Below are 19,437 nucleotides of genomic sequence, written 5' to 3' on the forward strand. Positions count from 1 at the left end.
GGGGGGGGCCGGGGCCCCCCGCCGCCCGGCCCCCCCCCCGCCCTGCCTCGCACCGCCCTGCCTCGCCCCACGCTGCCTCGCCCCGCCCTGTCTCGCCTCACACGGCGGCGCCTCGCACCGCACCGCGCCGCTCCCGGGCGATGGGCAGCTCAGACCGGGGCGGTGAAGGTGTAGGTCCCCGCCGGCAGGTCGTACGTCCCGGGCGCCGTCGGGACGGCCTGCGCGGGCGCGGACACCGAACCCGGCTGGGAGGTTGGCACGACCACCGTGGCGGTGACATTGGCCGGCACCGTGACCGCGAGCGTCACCTGTCCGCCCGCGACCGACCAGTTGCTCCCGGCAGTCCCGCACGGCGTGCGGTAGCTTGCGGCGGCGGAGGTCAGCCCGCCGCCCGGCTGAGGGGCGATCAGCAGCTCCTGGTAGCCGGGCGCTGCCGGACGAAGACCCGCGACGTGCCGGTACAGGAAGTCGCCCACCGAGCCCAGACCGTAGTGGTTGAACGAGTTCATGCCCGGATCCTCGAAGGAGCCGTCGGTGCGGATGCCGTCCCAGCGCTCCCAGATGGTGGTGGCTCCCCGGCCGACCATGTAGCCCCAGCCGGGGTAGCTGGTCTGCAGCAGGATCTGGTAGGCCACGTCCGCATGGCCGTTGTCCGCCAGGACCGGCAGCAGGTTCTCCACACCGAGGAACCCGACCGTCAAGTGCCCGTTGCTCGCCGCGACCTTGGCGGCCAGCTTGTCCGCGGCGCGCTGCACCAGGGCCGCGGGGACCAGGCCGAAGGAGAGCGCGAGCACGTAGCCGGTCTGGGTGTTGCTGCCGACCGACCCGTCCGATCCCACGTACTGGCTGGCGAAGGCCGCCGCCACCTGGTCGGCGAGCTGACCGTACCAGGCGGCCTGCGCGGTGCGGCCGGTGGCGGCCGCCATCCGGGAGACCAGGCGCGCGGCCCAGGCGAAGTACGCGGTGCAGATGAGGTCGTGGGGCGTGTCGTCGTTGACGTTGAGCCAGTCGCCGAAGGTCGTCTGGTTGCGGATCAGATTGCTGCCCGCGGTGCTGTGCAGGTAGTCGACCCAGGCGGCCAGGGCCGGAAAGTGCCGGTCGACGACCCGCAGATCGCCGAAGCGCTGCCACAGCGTGTAGGGGATGATCACGCCCGCGTCCCCCCAGCCCGCGGTGCCGGAGCCGGAGATCACGGCAGGTGCCACGTCGGTGAACGCGCCGCTGGACAGCTGGTCGTCGACCAGGTCGTCGACGAACTTCGCCAGGAACCGGTGGGTGTCCAGATTGAACGTCGAGGTGGCGTTGAACGCGGCGATGTCGCCCGTCCAGCCCAGGCGCTCGTCGCGCTGCGGGCAGTCGGTCGGGATGGACAGCATGTTGCTGCGCTGACCCCAGGTGATGTTGTGCTGGATCTGACCCACCAGCGTGTTCGAGGTCGTGAACGTGCCCAGCTGGGCTGCGGTGGTCCAGGCGGCGCGGCCTGTGACGGTGCCGGTGGTCGGGGTGAACCCGGAGGGCAGGCCGGTGAGTTCGACATAGCGGTAGCCGTGCACCGTGAACCGCGGCTCATACGTCTCGGCGGAGCCCGTTCCCGCCAGCACGAAGCGGTCGGTCGCCTGTGCGGTGCGCAGGTTGGCGGTGTAGAGCGTGCCGTCGGGGTTGAGCACCTCGCCGTGCCGCATGGTGACGACGGTGCCGGCCGGTCCGGTCAGCGAGAGCCGGTTCCAGCCCGCGAAGTTCTGGCCCAGGTCGAGGATCCACACGCCCGCCTGCGGCTGCGTGATCGCCACCGGCGGGAACTCCGCCTGGACGGTCACGCCGCCGTCGACCTGGGAGACCAGCGTCGGCCGCGAGACCTGGGCGACCGTCACCGAGGCCCAGGCGCTGTCGTCGAACCCTGCGCCGTCCCAGCCGGGGACGTCGAGGCGTGCGTCGTAGGTCTCGCCGTTGTACAGGTCGTCGGCCCGGATCGCCCCGGTGGCGGTTTTCCAACTGCTGTCGGTGGCGACCGTGCTCGTCGTGCCGTCGGTGAAGGTGAGCTGCAACTGGGCGGAGTACCACGGCTGGGTGCCGTACTTCTGGCTGCCGGCGAAGCCGATGCTGCCGCTGTACCAGCCGTTGCCCAGCCAGGCGGCCAGCGCGTTGGCGCCCTGCCGGATCTGCCCGGTCACGTCGAAGACCTTGTACTGCAGGCGTTTGCCGTAGTCCGTCCAGCCCGGTGCCAGGACGTCGGCGCCGACCTTGGCGCCGTTCAGGCGCGTCTCGTGCAGCCCGAGGGCGGTCGTCAGCAGCCGGGCCGAGGCCACCGGCTTGGAGACGGTGAACCCCTTGCGCAGCAGGGGAGCCGGAGTCACCACGTGGACCTGCACGCCCCACGGCCCGGAACCGGCCACGGCCACGCTTATCGCGGCCGGCCAGGCGCTGTCGTCGAAGCCGACCGTATTCCAGCCCGTCGGCCCCGACTGCGAGGCCTTCCACGCGGTGTCGCTGTTCACGACCTGACCACCGGGCAGCAGCAGCTTGGCCAGCAGCCCCGCGGGGGAGACGCTGGTGTTGGTGCACGCCACCGCGATGACGTTGGCGCCCGCCGTCAGATGCCCGGCGAGGTCCACCAAGGCGGCCGTCTGCCACGAGTTGGCGACCCTGGGCGAGGAGCTGACCAGCACGCCGTTCACCCACACATCGGCCGTGTCGTCGCCGGTGACCGCCAGCACCGCCGTCGCCGGGGCCGTGGCCAGGGTGAGCGTGCGGCGGAACCAGCGGGTGGCGGCTGGCGCCGAGGAGGCGGGGTTCCCCTCCGGATACCAGATCCAGCTCGCCCCGGCGAAGTTCGGGGGAGCGGCCTGGCCGACGAAGGCCCCCTGCCATTCGGTGGCCGGCCCGAGCAGCCCGGTCTCGAACCAGCCCAGGTCGCTCCAGGCGCCCGCCCGGCCCTGGGTGTCCCAGACACGGACCCGCCAGTAGTACCGGGTGAGGCTGCCGAGCGCCGGACCGCCGTAGGCGAGGTCGACCTGCTGGGCCGAGGAGACCTGGCCGCTGTCCCACACGTCCCCGGCCCCGGCGGCGGTCGAGGACACCTGGACCTGGTAGGCCGCCTGGTGCTGCTGCGGCGCCGAGGAGTCCAGGGTCCAGCCGAAGCGCGGCTGTGCCGCGTCGACGCCCAGGGGAGAGGCCTGGTGTTCCACCGTCAGGCCGGACGCGGCGAGCGGGGAGGCGGCGGTGAGGTCCGGGGTGGCGACACCGGTGTACCAGGGGGAGACGCCGTAGGCGCCCAGGTCCGCTGCGGCCGACCAACCGGAGTCGTCGAAGGACGGCTGCTCCCAGCCGGCGGGCACGGTCTGCGCGGTGCGCCAACTGCCGTCGGTGAGCAGATCGGTGGTGCTCCCGCTGGTGGTGATGTGCAGATGGCCGAGCAGCCCGGCGGGGCCGCCGGTGTTGCTGACGGCTATCGCCACGGTATTGCTCCCCGCGGCCAGCGCCGGGCGCAGGTCCACGTAGAGGGCGTTCTTCCAGGAGTCCGCGACGCGCGCGGAGGCGGCCAGGTGCTGTCCGTTGAGCCAGACGTCGACCGTGTCGTCGCCGGTGACGACCAGCTGCGCGTCACCGACGCCGCCCGCGGCGGCGGTGAACGTCCTGCGGAAGTACCGGAACCCTGCCGGGGCCGAGACCTGCGGACTGCCCTCGGGGAACCACACCCAGTGGGCGCCTGACAGGTCGACAGGCGCCGCTGTGGCCCGGTGCGAGGCCGCGGCCGCTGCGGCCGGACGTGAGACCAGCCCCGCGGCCAGGACGCCCGCGGCGACGCCCGAACCGGCACTCAGAAAGCGCCGCCTGCTGAGCGGAGACCGCTCCGCCTCGGGCGGCTCGCCGTCCCCGGGGTGTGTCGATTCACTGCTCAACGCCGTACTCCTTCTCTCGGGCCGACCGATGGCGGCGGCCGCGTGCGGATGAGCCGGATGGACAGGCCCGCCCGGCGAGGCGGTCCGATCGATGCAGAGCTTGAAACGATTCAGTTCATTGCTTGCGAGTGGGACTGTAAGGGTGCGCCCGGGACACGTCAATGGACTTCGCGCGATGTTCCCCGTGATACGAGCGGGGCCGCCAAAAACGAGACGGCGTCACATGGGCGGTCCACGGCTGCAGTCCATGCAGCGCCCAGGGGCATCGGGGCCGATCGGAGGTACGAGGCTTGCGAAAGATCGTCGTGTACCAGCTGCTGTCCCTCGACGGGGTCGCCGAGGAGCCGAGCAGCTTCTTCGCCGACTGGGACGACGCGCTGGAAGCCAATCTCGCCGCCGAGATCGCGATCCAGGACGCGGTCGTCCTCGGCCGGCGCAGCTACACCGAGTGGGCGCAGTACACCAGCAATGTGGCGTCCGCCCGGGTTCTGGAGAAGCTCGGCTTCGTTCGTGAAGGGACCCTCCGCGAGGACTGCGTCGTCAACGGCGAAGTCTCCGACTCCTGGATCTTCGGCATCCTCCGGCGCGAGTGGCGTCCGTGGGGGACGCGTTGGCGAGGAAGCCGTCGACGATTGTGTTGAACGCCTTGGCGGCCATCACTGGCATCAGGTGTCCGGTATGGGGGACGACGACGAGGTGCGCGCGTGAGATGGCGTCGACCAGGAGTTGCGCGTCCGGCAGAGACTCGTTGTCGCGTGCGCCGCACAGGATGAGCGTCGGGGCGGCGATGCGAGGAAGGAGATCGGTGATATCGGCCTCCTCCGCTGCGTTGACCATGGCGAGGAGGGTCGGGCGGTCGTGGAGATCGGAGGCGGCTTTCATGTACCACCAGCCGGGGCGGGAGCGATAGAAGCGAATGGCGCCTCGACCGCGCTCCGCTGGGCGGATCGAGGCGCCTTGCAGGATCAGGCGGCGCACGCTCGCGGGGTGGTCGGTGGCGACCTGCGCGGCGACAAGGGCTCCCAACGACATGCCGCACAGATGGACGGGCTGGGACTCGCCGATCAGGCCGGCGACCGCGTCGGTGCAGGCTTGGAGGGAGAACGGTCCCGGGGACCTGCCGAAGCCGGGCAGATCCGGGGCGATGACGTGGTACCGCTCGGACAGGCCGGACAGCTGCTTCTTCCACATGCGGGACGCCGCGCCGGCGCCGTGGAGGAGGATCAGAGCCGGGTTCGAGGGATCGCCGACTTTCTCAGCGTACAGAGTCCCTGCCATGGGTTCAGTCTGTCAGCGTGGCGAGCGTCCGTCCGTGTTTCTCGATCCCCGGGGTTGGCTGCGTGCATGAGACGAGGGAGTCCACGGTCAGGTTGTGACGCCAGACATGGACTCCCTCGCGACCGCACTCTACGTCAGGACCGACGACCTGCTGCAGGGTTCGCCGCAGCGCGCCCCGTAGTGGCTCGCGATCGCAGGCTACGCGGTGTTCCTGCCCAATCCGCGCGGCAGCCAGGGCTGTGGCCACGCCTTCGCCGCGGCGGCAGCGGGAGCTGTCGGCGGCGCCGAGTGGAGCGACATCACCGCCAGCATCGACGCGCTCGTGGAAAGCGGTGTCGCGGACCCGGACCGGCTGGGGATCGGCGGGTGGAGCCACGGAGGCTTCATGGCCGCCTGGTCTGCCGTATTCGTCGCGGATGTGGACCTGCTTGGTGGTCTTCCTGGTGATCGGCCAGCGTCGGATTTCGTAGCCGGTGAAGACGTCGTCCGAGTTGGGGTCGTGGACGGAGTAGAGGCATTCGATCGTGGTGGGCGTCGGCTCGTTCACGGCTGGCCGTCCTGGTGATGGTCGGCGAGCTGCTTGAGAGCCCAGAGCTTCTCGACGTTGACGCGGTCGAGGCGGAAGTCGGTGCGGCCGAAGGTGTCGGTGTCAGAACTGGGACGCGTCCCCGATGCCGTACACCTTTCCGACGTACTCCCGGAGGATGTCCACGCGCGACGGCCGACCTTGGCCGGCATCGAAGGTTTCGGGCAGCCGCGAAACGTTGGACGGTGAGCGGGGCGGGTCAATAGATTCCCGACTGACCGGCACGGGGGAACTGGTCCTTCGTGTCCTGTGTGCGAGAGGACCCGTCATGCGCACTGCACTTCGGCGTCTCAGTTCCACTGGAGCAACGATCGCGCTCGCCGCCGGACTCGGCCTCGCTGGCACTGGCACGGCTCATGCCGACACCCCGGCCTACTGGAACTTCAAGGCCGGTGCCACCTACGTCCTGCAGAACCAGAGCGGCCCATGGGACTGCCTAGACGACTCCAACGACGGCGCGAACGGATCCGATCTCATGCGCGGTTACACCTGCAACTACGGCACCTACCAGATGTGGAACGTCATCCAGTACAACGGTGGTTGGGTGCAGCTGCGGAATGTCGGAACTGGGCGGTGCCTCGACTACTCCAACCAGTTTGGTCTGCGTGGATACCCCTGCAAGGGCTACGGAAGCTGGTCCACGGACGGCTACCAGTCGTGGGAAATGAAGACACGCGTCCTCAGCCTGCAGAACAACGTCCTTCAGGACGTAGTCCAGAACGCGAACTTGAACCCCCTCGACGGATACAACCAGTGCCTGACCGACTTTTGGACCGGGATCGGCATGGACGGCGGCGACTGCAGCGGAGGTTTGCAGGACTCTGGCGAGCAGGGCTGGACCATCACGCAGAAGTCATGACTGGCAGCACCTGAGCGCCGAGTAGGCTCGCGCGCTCACCCCAGAGCACGGGGGCTCTTTGCTGCCCGCAAGCGCTCTCCCAGCCCCACCAGCACGACTGCCCCGACACGATGACTCAGCGGACACCGTGAGGACGGGGACCAGACCGTGTTCATCTGGGCGGCGAGGGGTGCCGTAGCTCGATGCCGGCCGCAGTCTCCTCGTTGTCCATCGGGGTAGTCCTGACTGCGGCCAGCAGCGGGACTCAGGCGGTCAGCATCCGCAGGAGCGCCCGCGCCGCGTCGCGGAACCGTTCGTCCTCGAGGATGATCCGGTTCTGGAGACCAGCGCCCACCATGCGCCGGTCGCCGTCCGCAAGATCGCGGATCAGGTCGAGTTGGGCGGCGGTGAATGCTGCCGGGCCGAGCGCTGCGAGGGCTTCCAGCACGGTCGAGGCGGAGCGCGCATACGTACCCGGTCGGGCGGCTGCCAGGACCCGGTCGGCCAGGGCGGTCCGGGCGAGCCCGGAGGGGGCGTCGACCTCGGGATGGACACCGGCCAGAACGCGCACGACGGCCGGGGCGAGCTCGGGATCGTCCAGTAGCGGCAAGAGACCGGGAACGAGGGGCTCGGCCACGGGACCGAGCAGGCAGGCCGCCTCGACGGCACGCTTCGCTGTCGCCTGGCCCCATCTCTGGGAGGACCAGGAAAGGCCCTCCCGAATCACGGGGATCGCCGCCTGTTGATCTCCGGTCAGCTCCCAGACCAGCGTTGCGGCCCCGAGCGCCGCGCGGATCGCCGGCACGGTCTCGCGCGACTGCGCGGGTTCCGCTACCAGCGCGCGTAGTTGCGGCAGCAGGGGGCGAGCAGCTTGTCCGAGCGTGGCGGCCGTGGTGACGGCGTGGTCCAGGCCGTTGCCCCGCTGAGTCAGCAGTTCGGAGAGAACCGCGACCAGGGCGTCGGCGTCCCCCGTCAAGGTGTGGAGTGCCCCTGCTACTGCCTGACGCGTGGCCAGCGGCCCCTGCCCTGCCTGGGCCTGCAGCGCTTCGACCACGTGGGCGTCGACCAGGGGATCGGCGACGGCTGCCAGGGCGCGGCTGACCGGGAGCGGATGTCGTGGCAGTGCGGCGAGCAGCTCCGGCAGAGCCGGCCTTGCCAGCCTTCCCCAGGCGGCCAGCAGTCCGCTGAGATAGACCGGTTCGTTGGCGGAGGCCAGCCCGCCATCGAATGCCGACCGGCGCTCGCGCGGCGGCTCGACGGCAAGCCGGACGCCTATCGCGTCGAGCAGTTCGCGATCGTAGGGCAACGGCGTACGGCCGTCGTCACCGGGGGTGCGGGGATCACTCGGTGTCTGGGTCTCGCCGGTCGCGAGCCGGTACGCGGCCTCCAACGCGCGGGGCCGGTTGGCCAGATGGCGGGCAAGCAGTCCGGTCGCCTCCGGCGCTCCCAGGCATACCAGTGCGGCGAGCGCCTCGTCGGCCGACCCGTTGTTGCCCTGCGCGATGCCGAGCAGAGTCGGGAGTGCTGCCGGGGCTGGCTGGCACCAGGTCCGCAGGAGAGGCATGACGTCGTCGGCGGTGGCTGGGTCGTCGAGCAGGGGGAGCAGTTGGGGGAGTAGACGCGCCGGGGCCTTACGCGAGCGCAGTGCGAGGGATTCAGCGGCCCACCGTGCCTCCGCTACGGCGGCCTGCGCGTCCTCGCTCTCTTCCAGCTGCAGCGCTGCGGCCTGCTGCAGTGCGGAGCTGACCACGTCGATCGCGGCGTTGATCTTGCCCCGCGTGTGCAGTGCCTTGGTGAGTGCCTGCAGCGGTTCCCGCTCCCACAGGTCGCCGAATCCGTGGCGGTCCAACGGGAGCAGCGCCGTGACCCGCGCGGACAGGTCCGCGTGCCATGGCAGGCCGCAGTCGACGGTGGCCAGCAGGGCGGCCACTTGGACCGGTGCCGGCTCGTTCTTGGTGAGTGCGGCCGAGCACAGCTCCTCGGCCGCGTCGGGACTCACCAGCGCGCAGGCTGTCAGGACGTCCGCGCGCACCACCGGATCGGTCTCCGCCGCCCAGCGGGCCCACAGCGCTGCACGCGCATCCGGCGCGACAGCTGACTGGCACTGGGCCACCGTCCAGGCCGTGGTCCGTCGCACCTCGCCGTCGTCGTCGGCGAGCAGCGGCAGGAGCAGCGGGAGTTGCGCGGCGACGGCGGCGCGGGCGGCGCCGGGCATCGGCAGGTCGTGCTCGTCGACGCTCTGGGCGATCGCACCGAGCATGCACACCAGCGCCGCCGGCCGCACGCCTTCGGAGGCGAGTCTCGCCAGGAACGGCACTGCGGGTGCCGTCGCCTGGTAGACCGTGCCCTGATGCACGATGCTGTCCCACAACCCCTGCTCCGCCTCCGCCACGGTCTCCTCCACCGGGGACGCGAGGTCCCGAAGCAGCGAGGGGACATCCTCAGCGGGGCCATAGGCGTGGCGGAGCTGCGACCAGTCCACCTGGTCGAGCCCGGAGAAGGCGGCGGTGAGATCCATGCCGCGGATCATGCCACCCGGGACCGACACCGGTCGGCCGGGCCGCCCAGCAGCATCGTCGGGGCTGGCCCCTCAGGTGTTCAGGTCTGTCGATGGGTTCAGAAGCGATTCCCAAACCGAAGGTAGGGTCACGTTTTCCCAGGTGAGGTGTGTGGCTGTCGCTCGGTAGGCATGCTCGGACCGTCGTATCGGTGCGGGGCTTGCTGGGAGGTAGCGAGGGGGTGCGGGCGATGCGCGAGGATATGGGCTGGTCGGCCAGTGACGCGAGGGAGCAGGCGGCGCGGTTCCGGGCGAAGCGGTTGGTGGAGCGGGGTTGGCTTCGCGAGGTGGGGCCGGGGTTGTTCAGGCCGCGGACCGTGTGACGTGGCGGGGTGTTGGTCGGCCGCAGCGGGCCAGGCGGCGGGTCGCCGGGATGGACGCGGCCCACCAGGCCATTGCTTCGGCGCTGTCGATGCGGGTCTCGTAGTCCCGGGCCAGGCGACGGGCCCGGATATGATGGGAGAAACTGCGCTCCACGACCCAGCGGCGCGGTAGCACCACGAACCCCTTGGTGTCGTCGTTGCGCTTGACGACGGTCAGCGCGAGGGCCAGGACGGTTGCGGCGAATGCGACCAGCCAGCCGGTGTAGCCGCCGTCGGCCCAGACCAGTGCGATGCGGTGGTGTTCGGCGCGCAGTTGTTCGAGGAGGTCGCGGCCGGCGTCGTTGTCCTTGACCGAGGCGGCGGTGACCAGCACGGTCAGCAGCAGGCCCAGGGTGTCCACCGCGATGTGCCGCTTCCTTCCGTTGATCTTCTTCCCGGCGTCGTAGCCGCGGGTGGCGGCGCCGACGGTGGCGTCGGCCTTCACCGACTGCGAGTCGATGATCGCGGCGGTCGGCTCCTGCTTCTTTCCGGCCCGGGCGCGCAGCATCGTGCGCAGTCGGCCGTAGAGCTCCTTGACGAAGTCGTTGTCGCGCCAGCGGCGGAAGAACCGGTACACGGCCCGCCACTTGGGGAAGTCGGCCGGCAGGCTCGCCCAGCGCACGCCCTCGGTGACCAGGTAGCGCACCGCATCGATCAGCTGGCGGTGGCAATAGCCCTCCGGGCGGCCTCCCTTGCCGTTCAGCCAGGCCGGAGCCGGCAGCAGTGGCCGCACGATCGCCCACTCCGCGTCGGTCAGGTCGCAGCCGTAGCGGCGGGTCCGGTCCGGTTGGTCAGCGGCATTACCGAGCCGGTGTGCGAGGCAATCGCACAACATGCCGGAGCTGGACGCGGACGCAGCACGCACGCCACAGTGGGACACCAGGGCCTCCTGATGGTTCGTTGACTCGACATCACCGAACTGTGCAGGAGGCCCTTCTCCTATGCGCCGACTGCCGAGCGATCACCCGAACGAGGCCGATGCGCGCGGATGTTCGAGCAGCAGCCGTGTCCCTCGGTTTGGAAATCGCTTCTTAGGATGTTATGTCGACTTCTGGATGATCTGGTGTCGGCCGTTCGTGGGTGCGGAGCCGTTCGAGTTGATGCCATGTCGTGTGCATGATGTGAACTCGCCGATGACTCGCGCAAGTTCCGCGGGCTGGTCCAGCGGGATGAGGGTGTAGCTGTCGTCCACCTCGACCAGCCGTGCGTCGGGGAGGAGTTCGACGAGGCGCCGTGCGTGCTCGGGGGGCATCACGCGGTCTTCGCTTGCCCAGGCCACGAGGGTTGGGTGATCGAAGGTCGGCAGCCGTTCGGCTGCGGTGAGCAGGAGGCGGGTGTCAGCTGCTGCTGCTCGGAGCATCCGTACGGTGTCGCGGCGAATTCCGTGCTGCAGGACCGGTTTCATCCACTGGGCGGTCGCGGCGTCTCCGCGCTTGGTCAGCCACCCGAACGCAATCGGCAGCCGTCGTAGCGCGCGGAGCCGCATCTGCTGCATAAACAGGCCGAACAATCGGGGTGAGAGCCTCCCGGTGAGCATGAGCGTCCTGCCGGTCAGTCCGGGCGGGAAGTTGTCGAACGCCTCGCACGAGACGAGTACTGCGCGCCCGACGGCTGTGGCCCGGTCGCCCATGAGGAGTTGGACGAGCGCCCCGCCGGTGTCATTGCCGACAAGTGTGACGTCGCGGAGGTGGAGGCGGTCGAGGAACTCCGCGACCAGCCGCGCCATGCCGGGCAGGGACAGGTCGGCGTCGGGGCGCATTGGGAGTCGGTGTGCCCCGAGCGGCAACGTGGGTGCCAGGCAGCGGTGATCGGCGGCGAGACGGGCGATCGTCCCGTCCCAGAGCGTGGCGTCCATCATCAGCCCGTGCAGCAGCACCAGGACGGGGCCGTCGCCACCGGTGTCCTGGTATTCGATCGTGCCCGCCGACAGCTCGATGCGGTTCACGACAGCCCTCCAGTCGGGCCTGATGCGGCCGTTCGCTGCGGGGCGGGGACAGCGGCAGGGGTCGGGTTACTGGATGGCCGATGAGTGCTACGCGTTGGGGTCATCGCCGCCGCGCTCAGGAGCCCGAACGCGACCACGGCGGCGGCTGTCCGTACCGCGTGGGCGATCTGCCAGCGGTCGCGGACGCTCGCCCAGTCCGCGGGAGGTGTCTGCACATTCCAGTGCAACTGGTCCGAGTTGATGGGGAGGTTGAAGACGACCGTCGTGGCGACGACACTCAGCAGCAGGGCGAACGCTGTCGCGGTGAGCCAGAAGGTGCGGTCTCTCGCCTTGAGCGACATGGCGGCGAGGATCGCGGTGGTCGGCAACGTCGGCAGGAGGGTGGCGGAGGCGAGGTCGTCCAGTCGGAGTAGTTCAATCTGTCGCGTCTGGGTGTAGACCGAGGCGTCGAAGTGGTGCAGCGAGAGTTCGAAGACGAGGACCGTAACCAGGAACCCGGCGAACAGGCCGGCAAGAACGAGACTGACGAAGCGCAGGGCGGTGGCTGCCCGCTCGGATCTCATGACGGCCTCAGCTCCGAAAGTCGGCCGCGTGCTCGGCGGCCCAGGCGGCGAAGGTCAAGGCGGGGCGGCCCAGGAGTTGTGCGAGGGTGTCCGTCGTCGGCCCCGGCTCCTTCAGGCATGCGGCCGCGTAGCCGACCAACCGGTCGGGAACGTCCTCGGGCAGGCCCTGGGCGAGCATGGCCCGGCGCAGGCTCTCCGCGGGAATCTCCTCGAACGATACGTCCCTGCCGATGGCCTCGCCGATGAGTCGGGCCTTGTCGCGCTGGGTGAGCGACTCCGGCCCGGTGATCGCGTACGCCCGGCCCGCGTGGGCGGGGTCCAGCAGCGCCCGCACGGCGGTCTCGGCGATGTCCCGCTGGTGGATTGGGGAGGTGGCGGCATCGCCGTGCACGCCCCGGGCGTGACCTGTCGCGCGGATCTGCGGTGCCCAGGCGAGAGTGTTGGCGGCGAAGTCGGCGCACCGCAGGAACGTCCACGGCAGCCCGGAGGCCACGGCTGCGGCCTCGACCCGCTCGAACTCCTCAGCGAAGCGTCGGTACCCGCCGCCGTATTCGACGGTGACCGCCGACAACACCACCACCCGTCGCGCGCCGTGCTCGGCCGCCAGCGTCAGCAGTTCGGCATTCGCGCCGCCCACGGCGCGCGGACTGAGCAAGAGGGTCTCGACGCCGTCCAGTGCCGACGCCAGCGACTGCGGGCTGGAAGGGTCGCCGACGACAAGCCGGATACCGTCGGCGACCACGCCGGCGGCCGGGTCACGAGTGACCGCCGCCACCTCGGCTCCCTGTGCCGACAGTTGCTTCACCACTTCGCGGCCGACGATTCCGGTCGCGCCTGTCACCATGATCACGTGTGTACTCCTGTTCGGAAGGCTGTCGAGAGCTCGTGTCCTCGTGGCCCTGGCGGGGGTGGTCGTATCTGAGATCCGCGGCGGGCCCGGAGTGTGACATCGGGTCGGCCGCCACCGGACGGCGGGCGCTGGAGGATCCAGGGGATAAATCGGCGAGTTCAGCGGATTCGAGCGGGGGAGCGGTCTGGCTCAGCGGTGGTCGCGGGAGGGCAGGTGCTTCTGCAGGAACGAGATCTCCGCCTCGACGGCCTGTTCGTGCGACTCGAGGAACGGGGCGTAGTGGCGGCCTGACAGCTGGACCACCTCGGATCGCGGCGCGTTCTGGGCCGCGCGGAGGGCGGGGCCGGGGAGCGCACTCTGGTCCTGGTCGCAGACGACCACCAGGAGCGGGCAGCGGATCCGGGAGGCATGGCGGCCGGGCCGGTACCCGCCGAACTGCAGGGCGATGCGTGCGGCGACCGTCTGCTCCCAGTCCGTGTGCCGACGGTCGGGGTCGAGGGCCCGGTCGCAGTCCACGGCGTCCGCTGTGGTGAGCGAGGCGACGGTGCCGCGCGGTCCGGCCGTCGGAACCAGAAGCGGCGGCCGTCCCATGAGGCTTCCGAGTGCGTCCGCGACGCTTCGGCCTAGGAGGCGCAGCAGTGCGAGAGCGGTCATGGAGTGCAGCGCGTGGGGAGCGACGGCGCGGGCGTCGACCAGCGGGGTCTGCGCGATCGCGCCGGCCAGCCGCGGGTGGTCGGCCGCGACCTGGAAGACGTGGCCGCCCGCGAGTGAGAACCCCCACAGGGCGATCCCGTCCGGCGCGACGTCGGGCAGGCCGGCCGCGTAGGCGATCGCGGCGTGCCAGTCGGCGACCTGCTCGTCGAAGCGGACGACCTGGCGTGGGGTGCCCCCGCTCTGTCCGAACCGGCGGTGGTCGAAGGCGAGGACGGCGAAGCCGGCATCGTTGAACCGGGCAGCGAACAGGTCCGAGGCCGGTTCCTTCGTCACCGCGGTTCCGCCGGCCATGATCACACAGCCGCCGTTGGACCCCGGATAGTGCCAGGCGGCGCACTCGGTGTCGCCGCTGGCGAAGCGGACTGCTTTCCGTTGCTCGAACGCGGGCATGTGAACCTCCGTGGTGGATCTGTCGATCTCGGGAGCTGTGCAAACCGCGGGCCTGCGGCGTCGTCGCACCGCGGGGCCCTTCTCCTGGCCGCCGGTCGCGGTACCGGAGGTGCTGACGGTGAGCCGGTCAGGCCGGGGAACCAGATTTGCGGGTCGAGGATCATCGGTTGCTCGTTCCGTGGCTCGGGTTCGCCGACGTGGCTCGCGGACAGGCGGGGTGGATGAGCTCCATCCTTGGGCCGTGGTCCTTGGAACGGGCATCGCAGGGCGACGGAATGAGCGAAACTTGTCTTCATGGCGTACGAATCGACGAATTCCGTACTGAGCCTCACGGATCAGCGGCTGGTCGCCGCGCTGCAGTGCGACGGCCGCGTCAGCGCCGAGCGGGCGGCCGGCGTGCTCGGGCTCAGCCCCGCTACCGTCCGCCGACGCCTGCACGCGCTCGGCGCCGACGGCACCGTGCGCGTGGTGATCTCACCGGTCGCGCGACCGCGCAACGGCGGCTCGGCCGGGGCCCTGTTCCTGCGCATCCGGGTTCTGCGCGGAAAGCTCGACACGATCGTGGCCGCGCTCGCGGCACGCGAGGACATCCCCTTCATCGACGTCACCACCTCGGGCGACGAGATCTTCGCGGTCGCCCGCACCGAGCCGGGCTCACGCGACCAGTTGGTCTTCCGTCAGCTCCCCTCCACGCAGGCGGTGACCTCCCTGGAGAGCGCCACGATCCTGCATGTCTTCCGGCTCACCTCCGAGTGGCGTCACCAGGTGCTGACCGAGCCCGAACGCGCGGCCCTCGGCCCGAACGAGCCGGCCCCCGAGCCACCCGCCTCCGGGCCGGCCGGTTCCGGTTCCCCGGGCCCGTACGGTGTCGACACCGATGCCTTGGAGCAGTCCCTCCTCGACGCCCTCGCGCCCGACGCGCGCCTGACCGCCGCGGCACTGGCCGCGCGCGCCGGACACTCGGAGAGCACGGTGCGCCGGCGCCTCGCCCACCTGGCCGCCCAAGGCCGTCTGGTCACCCAGGTGCTTGTCGATCCCCGCTGCCTCGGCCTGCCCATCGAGGCGAAACTCCTGCTCCAGGTGGCCCCCGACCATCTCGCTGCCACCGGGCGGGCGCTGGCCGAACACGCCTCGGTGCACGGCGCGTTCGCGACGTCAGGGCCTTCGAACCTGCACGCGGCCGCGTACTTCCCGGACCTTGCAGCTCTCTACGGCTTCCTCTCCCATGACCTGGCCGGTCTGGGGATCACCCAGGTCGAGACGGCCATCGTCAGCCGCGCCGCCAAACGCTCTCCCCAGCTGGTCCAACCGGTCTCGTCGAGGTGAGGACCGAGGACACTGGTCCGCCGCGACCGTGCCCCGGGCTAGGCACGGTCGCGGAACGCCTTTTCGTCGGCGTCCGCCAGCCAGAAGTAGAGCGGCGGCATCACCAGTTCGATGACCGTCAGCAGCACCTGGAACCACTGCGGCCAGCCGTGGACGGCGAGTGAAAGCAGGCGTCCGACGGCGCCGAGCAGGAACACGCCGGCCAGCCAGCGCACCGCTGTCGCCGGGATCGGCGACTGGCGGGCCGCCCAGAGCCATGCGAGGCCGTACCCCGCGAAGATCGCGCCGAAGAACCGTCCGAGGCTGTCGGCCGTCGCGCTGGCCGCGCCTTCGCCCGGCACCGAGTCGTTCCCGAGCGCCAGATGGAACAGTCCGATCGCCACGCACGCGACCCCCATCGCCAGCACGAGCCACCTGAGAATCCTGGCCACGATCCGACCCCCGCTCCGCTTAGTTGACACGTGTCTACTGGAAGGGCTGCCGGTGACTGTGTGTCAAGTAGCCTTCACCCCGGGCCTCCCCGCCAACGACTCAGCCCCGCAGAGCGCCGTGTCCAACTCCTCGCCGTCGGTGCGCAGCTCTTCGCCGCACATCCGTACGACGAGGTGCTGATGGAAGGCGTCGCCGAGCGCGCCGGTGTCTCCCGGGCGCTGCTGTACCGTCACTTCCCGGCCAAGCGTGACCTCTTCGCCGCCCTCTACCAACAGGCGGCCGACCGGCTGCTGACGGAGGTCCGACTCGAGCCGGGCGGCGACCTGCTGGAGCAGCTCTCCGCCGGTCTCGACGTACACATCGACTACTTCGTCGCCAATCGTCTCACCGTTCTCGCGGCGAACGGCGTGCTCGCCGGTGACCCGGTGATCCAGACCGTCATCGCCGGCGAGCTCGACGTCCTGCGGGCGCGACTCCTCGACGTCCTGCCGGTCGCCGGCAACGAGACCCGGGAGACCGTTTCGGCCGTCCTGAAGAGCTGGCTGGTCTTCGTCCAGGTGCTCTGCGTGGACTGGCTCACCAAGGAGACCTGCACCTGCGTCGAGCTGCGGGACGCCTGCATCGGGGCCTTGCTGGGCGCCCTCAGGCCCTTCCTCGCCACGGACCCCGCACCCGCCCGACCCCAATAGTTCCACCGGTCAGAGTTCCGGGCGGCCGTTCAGGGACGGGGCCGAGGCGGCGACGGCGGCGAGGACGCCCAGGGCGGCGCCGGTCCACGGGACGGGGGAGACCGGGAGCCTGTGCATCCCCCGCTCTCGTACCCAGTCTTTGGCCCTGCGTGCTGGTGAACCAGGGCGTGTTCGCGGGCGCCGGACGGCCCGCGCTGTTGCGCCGGATCCGCGCGACGCGAGGCGGTACGGGGACGGATTGCCAGTGGGTGGACATGATGCTCCTCGGTCGTGAGCGGGCATACAGAACGCGGGCCCCACCGGAACCAGGTGGGGCGGCGGAAGCCTTGGCTGGCGGCGCTGCACCGCACCCGGGCCGAGACCGCGGGCAGCAGGCGGCGGGCACGGACTGCGGGCGGCGGCACCGCTCCACCGTGCCGGTGCGGGTCGGCTCGGTCACGGCGAGGGCCAGGGGCGTTTGGCCGAGTGGCTGACGATGATGGTCTCCGCCGAGGTGATGCCCAACCCGGTGAGGTCGCGGGAGAGGAACTGGTAGAGGGCGGTCAGGTCGGGGAGCCACACGTGGAGGCCGAGGTTGTTCGGCCCGGAGGTGACGAAGGCGCCGTGGACCGCGGGGTGCTCGGCGAGCAGACGGCCGGTCCGGTCCAGGTGGTCCAGGGTGACGCGGAGTTTGATCATGGCGTCGATCTGCAGGCCCAGGTGGCGCGGGTCCACCAGCACCTGGGTGATCAGGCGGCCCTCCTCGTTCAAGCGGGCGATGCGTCGGCGGACCGTCGTCTCCGGGAGACCGGTGCGGGCCGCGACGGTGGCCACCGGCAGCCGGGCGTCGGGGGTGAGGGCGTCGATGATGACCCGTTCCAGGGCGTCGGTCTCGACACCGTAGTGGCCGTTGTCGGCGGGAGCGGCGGGAGCGGCGTTGCACGGGGTGCCGGGAGCCAGCGCGTCGATCTCGTGAGGGGAGAGGACCTGATGGCGCCACTCGGACGTGACGCGCAGGACGTGCAGGATGGTGGCGGTTTCCACGGAGATGACCGCCAGGCTGGACGGGAGTTGACGGAAGACCAGGGGATCGCGTGACCCGGGTTCCGTCGCGGCTATCACCAGGATCTCGTCGCCGGACGTGGTGATGTCGACGAACGGGATGTCGTCACGGGCCGCGAGCGAGCGGACGACGGCGTCGAGTTTGTCGTGCCGCACCCGGATGTGCAGCAGGTGTGCCCCCGACAGCCCGCTCGCACGAGGGCGGGCGATGGGGGAGATCACCACCCGCAGGATGCCGTCCGCCGTCATCGCCTGCCAACGGCGGCGCACGGTGCCCGGACTGACGTTCAGAACCTCGGCAGCCCGCTCGGCGGTGAGGCGGGCGTCGTGCTGGAGGACCGAGATCAGTCGCTGATCCTGCATGGACAAGACGGAATTCGCCGCTACGAGTGTCATGGAAGCGAGTTTCGTCCATTGCGGCGCCGCGCGGGCCAACTGCCCGGCTCATCCGGCGAGGATGAACGGGTCGCTTCCACCGCGAGCGCACGGCGTCCGACCGCGTGCCAACTCGCCATGGCGGATGCGTTGTTCACGCCACCGACCCGCAGTGACCGGCAGTCGCGCACCCCCGGTGCGCCGACGGAGGTCGCCCGATCGATCAGGAGTCGATTCTTGAACACGACGTTCTGGAGCAGACGACGCATCCTGGGCTACGCCGCCGCGACCGCGGCAGCTTTCGCGCTGCCCCTCAGCACGACTGCCCGGGTCTTCGCCGCCACCGTCGGCTCGGGGGACATCCCCACACTCCCCTCCCTGCCGGACACTCCGCGGGCCAAGGCCGTCACCGCCTGGCAGTGCGGTGGTCAGGCGACCCGGGCGGCTGCCGCCGCCGCTCTCGTCGGCACCGACGCGGACGTCGAGGAGTTCATCGTCACGGGGCTGCCCGCCGCCACCGCCGAGGACAATCGCGTCGCGCTCTTCAAGTCGCTGTCCCTGTCGGGCAAAGGCACGGCCGCCGAGATCTCCCGCGTGCTGGATGCGGGTGACACCGAGATCGCGGCCTTCCTCGGCGGTGGATTCGCGACAGTGCAGCAGGAGGACCTCAGCGTCCTCACCTTCACGGTCAAGGCCCAGGGCGGCAAGAGCGTGCAGGCCGCCGCCGACGCCGCGCTCAGCGACGGCTCGGGCGACGCGCTGCTGAAGTTCATCACCGACACGCAGTTCAGCGCGCGCCTCGAGGACGAGACCGTCGAGGTCTTCAAGCTCCTCGCCGGCGCCGGGCCCGAACTGACGACCTTCGCGCAGCGCGCCCTGGACGACGGGAGCGCGGACGCCATCCGCTGGTTCCTGGAGATCGGTCAGAACATCGCGCGGATCCGTGACGACGAGGCGGCCACCATCGATCAACTGGTCGCCGTCGTCGAACGGCAGTCCCAGCGTGCCCAGTTGACCACGGAGCAGGCGAAGGAGGAGTCGGCCAAGGCGCAGCTGGCCGCCGCCGGGGCCAAGAAGGCCGCGCAGGATGCCGCCGCCGAGGCGCAAGCCGCCAGGCAGGACGTCGCCAAGTCCGCGGCGGCCGCGCGCAAGGCCGCCAGCGCCGCCAAGGGCGCGGCGAACGCCGCGGCCACCGCCATCTCCTCCTCCAACGCCGCCCAGGCCGCGGCCCGCAAGGCCGCCTGGGCCGCCCACGCCACGACCTCAGCCGCCGCGACGGCCGCCCGGGCGGCGTCCAGCGCCTACCAGGCGGCCATGGCGGCGTCCAAGGATGCGTCCAAGACGCAGGCCGCCAAGGACGCGGCGGTCGCCGCTCGCAACGCCGCGGCCAAGGCCCGTACGGCAGCGAACGCCGCCGACTCCGCCAGGGTCGCCTCCGAGCAGTCGGTGGCGGCCGGCAACTCCGCCGCGGCGGCCGCGTCCGATGCCGCTGCCGCCGCGAACGCCTCGGCCACCGCGGCCTCGGCGGCCGGTGCCGCCCAGTCGGAGGCTGCTGCCGCCCGCGCGGCCGCCGCCGACGCGGACGCACAGGC

General features: G+C 70.8%; 15 protein-coding genes and 1 pseudogene. 6 read left to right on the top strand and 10 right to left on the bottom strand.

What is annotated here, in order from left to right:
- Window positions 1–149: 149 nt before the first annotated feature.
- The gene (locus tag TR50_RS31440) at window positions 150–3,899 is read right to left on the bottom strand and encodes a family 78 glycoside hydrolase catalytic domain (RefSeq protein ID WP_052441579.1); all 3,750 of its coding nucleotides are present in this window, start codon (window positions 3,897–3,899) and stop codon (window positions 150–152) included.
- A 461-nt stretch (window positions 3,900–4,360) separates the two neighbouring features.
- Between TR50_RS31440 and TR50_RS44770 the strand changes: the two are divergent.
- Window positions 4,361–4,498, top strand: a pseudogene (locus tag TR50_RS44770) (GNAT family N-acetyltransferase); the annotation flags it as partial.
- Here the strand turns inward: TR50_RS44770 and TR50_RS49295 are convergent.
- Window positions 4,440–5,177 carry an alpha/beta fold hydrolase gene (locus TR50_RS49295; protein ID WP_042430049.1) on the bottom strand — a complete coding sequence of 246 codons (738 nt, stop codon included), beginning with the start codon at window positions 5,175–5,177 and terminating at the stop codon, window positions 4,440–4,442. The pseudogene TR50_RS44770 and the gene TR50_RS49295 sit on opposite strands and share 59 nt — an antisense overlap.
- A gap of 205 nt (window positions 5,178–5,382) precedes the next feature.
- Between TR50_RS49295 and TR50_RS44775 the strand changes: the two genes are divergently transcribed.
- The gene (locus TR50_RS44775; protein ID WP_236654664.1) at window positions 5,383–5,742 is read left to right on the top strand and encodes an alpha/beta hydrolase family protein; all 360 of its coding nucleotides are present in this window, start codon (window positions 5,383–5,385) and stop codon (window positions 5,740–5,742) included.
- Between the two features lie 289 nt (window positions 5,743–6,031).
- Window positions 6,032–6,622 (top strand): RICIN domain-containing protein, encoded by a 591-nt coding sequence (locus TR50_RS43105; protein ID WP_052441580.1) that lies wholly within the window; start codon window positions 6,032–6,034, stop codon window positions 6,620–6,622.
- A gap of 244 nt (window positions 6,623–6,866) precedes the next feature.
- Here TR50_RS43105 and TR50_RS31465 read toward each other — a convergent pair whose 3' ends face one another.
- The 6 genes from TR50_RS31465 to TR50_RS31490 form a co-directional block, all read right to left on the bottom strand.
- Complete coding sequence (locus TR50_RS31465; protein ID WP_042430056.1) at window positions 6,867–9,119, bottom strand: hypothetical protein; 2,253 nt, start codon at window positions 9,117–9,119, stop codon at window positions 6,867–6,869.
- Window positions 9,120–9,461: 342 nt separating this feature from the next.
- A complete protein-coding gene (locus TR50_RS31470; protein WP_084701297.1) occupies window positions 9,462–10,355 on the bottom strand; it encodes an IS5 family transposase in 894 nt (297 codons plus the stop codon).
- Window positions 10,356–10,559: 204 nt separating this feature from the next.
- Window positions 10,560–11,465 (bottom strand): alpha/beta fold hydrolase, encoded by a 906-nt coding sequence (locus tag TR50_RS31475; protein ID WP_084701293.1) that lies wholly within the window; start codon window positions 11,463–11,465, stop codon window positions 10,560–10,562.
- Window positions 11,462–12,028, bottom strand: a complete 567-nt coding sequence (locus TR50_RS31480; protein WP_042430059.1) for an anthrone oxygenase family protein — start codon at window positions 12,026–12,028, stop codon at window positions 11,462–11,464. The genes TR50_RS31475 and TR50_RS31480 overlap by 4 nt, the downstream gene beginning before the upstream one ends.
- Window positions 12,029–12,035: 7 nt before the next feature.
- Complete coding sequence (locus TR50_RS31485; protein WP_236654668.1) at window positions 12,036–12,872, bottom strand: NAD(P)H-binding protein; 837 nt, start codon at window positions 12,870–12,872, stop codon at window positions 12,036–12,038.
- A gap of 195 nt (window positions 12,873–13,067) precedes the next feature.
- Window positions 13,068–13,982: an alpha/beta hydrolase gene (locus TR50_RS31490; protein ID WP_042430064.1), complete on the bottom strand. Its 915-nt coding sequence runs from the start codon at window positions 13,980–13,982 to the stop codon at window positions 13,068–13,070.
- Between the two features lie 294 nt (window positions 13,983–14,276).
- Here TR50_RS31490 and TR50_RS31495 point away from each other — a divergent pair, with 294 nt between their 5' ends.
- Window positions 14,277–15,308 carry an Lrp/AsnC family transcriptional regulator gene (locus tag TR50_RS31495; RefSeq protein ID WP_042430067.1) on the top strand — a complete coding sequence of 344 codons (1,032 nt, stop codon included), beginning with the start codon at window positions 14,277–14,279 and terminating at the stop codon, window positions 15,306–15,308.
- A 38-nt stretch (window positions 15,309–15,346) separates the two neighbouring features.
- Here TR50_RS31495 and TR50_RS31500 read toward each other — a convergent pair whose 3' ends face one another.
- Window positions 15,347–15,739: a DUF4345 domain-containing protein gene (locus TR50_RS31500; RefSeq protein ID WP_042430071.1), complete on the bottom strand. Its 393-nt coding sequence runs from the start codon at window positions 15,737–15,739 to the stop codon at window positions 15,347–15,349.
- Window positions 15,740–15,799: 60 nt separating this feature from the next.
- On the opposite strand from TR50_RS31500, the gene TR50_RS31505 reads away from it, so the two are divergent.
- Window positions 15,800–16,429: a TetR/AcrR family transcriptional regulator gene (locus TR50_RS31505; protein WP_042430074.1), complete on the top strand. Its 630-nt coding sequence runs from the start codon at window positions 15,800–15,802 to the stop codon at window positions 16,427–16,429.
- 435 nt (window positions 16,430–16,864) lie between these two features.
- Here TR50_RS31505 and TR50_RS31510 read toward each other — a convergent pair whose 3' ends face one another.
- Complete coding sequence (locus TR50_RS31510) at window positions 16,865–17,833, bottom strand: Lrp/AsnC family transcriptional regulator (protein WP_236654666.1); 969 nt, start codon at window positions 17,831–17,833, stop codon at window positions 16,865–16,867.
- Window positions 17,834–18,082: 249 nt separating this feature from the next.
- Here TR50_RS31510 and TR50_RS31515 point away from each other — a divergent pair.
- On the top strand, window positions 18,083–19,437 hold a 1,355-nt coding region (locus TR50_RS31515), incomplete at its 3' end, for an ALF repeat-containing protein (RefSeq protein WP_042430079.1).

The sequence above is a fragment of the Streptacidiphilus anmyonensis genome (assembly GCF_000787855.1).
Taxonomy (GTDB): domain Bacteria; phylum Actinomycetota; class Actinomycetes; order Streptomycetales; family Streptomycetaceae; genus Streptacidiphilus; species Streptacidiphilus anmyonensis.

What these genes read in the sequence shown, in the direction of transcription:
- TR50_RS31470 (WP_084701297.1), bottom strand. Translation starts at nt 10,355, where the DNA reads ATGTTGTGCGATTGCCTCGCACACCGGCTCGGTAATGCCGCTGACCAA.
- TR50_RS31465 (WP_042430056.1), bottom strand. Translation starts at nt 9,119, where the DNA reads ATGGATCTCACCGCCGCCTTCTCCGGGCTCGACCAGGTGGACTGGTCG.
- TR50_RS31485 (WP_236654668.1), bottom strand. Translation starts at nt 12,872, where the DNA reads ATGGTGACAGGCGCGACCGGAATCGTCGGCCGCGAAGTGGTGAAGCAA.
- TR50_RS43105 (WP_052441580.1), top strand. Translation starts at nt 6,032, where the DNA reads ATGCGCACTGCACTTCGGCGTCTCAGTTCCACTGGAGCAACGATCGCG.
- TR50_RS31490 (WP_042430064.1), bottom strand. Translation starts at nt 13,982, where the DNA reads ATGCCCGCGTTCGAGCAACGGAAAGCAGTCCGCTTCGCCAGCGGCGAC.
- TR50_RS31495 (WP_042430067.1), top strand. Translation starts at nt 14,277, where the DNA reads ATGGCGTACGAATCGACGAATTCCGTACTGAGCCTCACGGATCAGCGG.
- TR50_RS31480 (WP_042430059.1), bottom strand. Translation starts at nt 12,028, where the DNA reads ATGAGATCCGAGCGGGCAGCCACCGCCCTGCGCTTCGTCAGTCTCGTT.
- TR50_RS49295 (WP_042430049.1), bottom strand. Translation starts at nt 5,177, where the DNA reads ATGGCAGGGACTCTGTACGCTGAGAAAGTCGGCGATCCCTCGAACCCG.
- TR50_RS31510 (WP_236654666.1), bottom strand. Translation starts at nt 17,833, where the DNA reads ATGCAGGATCAGCGACTGATCTCGGTCCTCCAGCACGACGCCCGCCTC.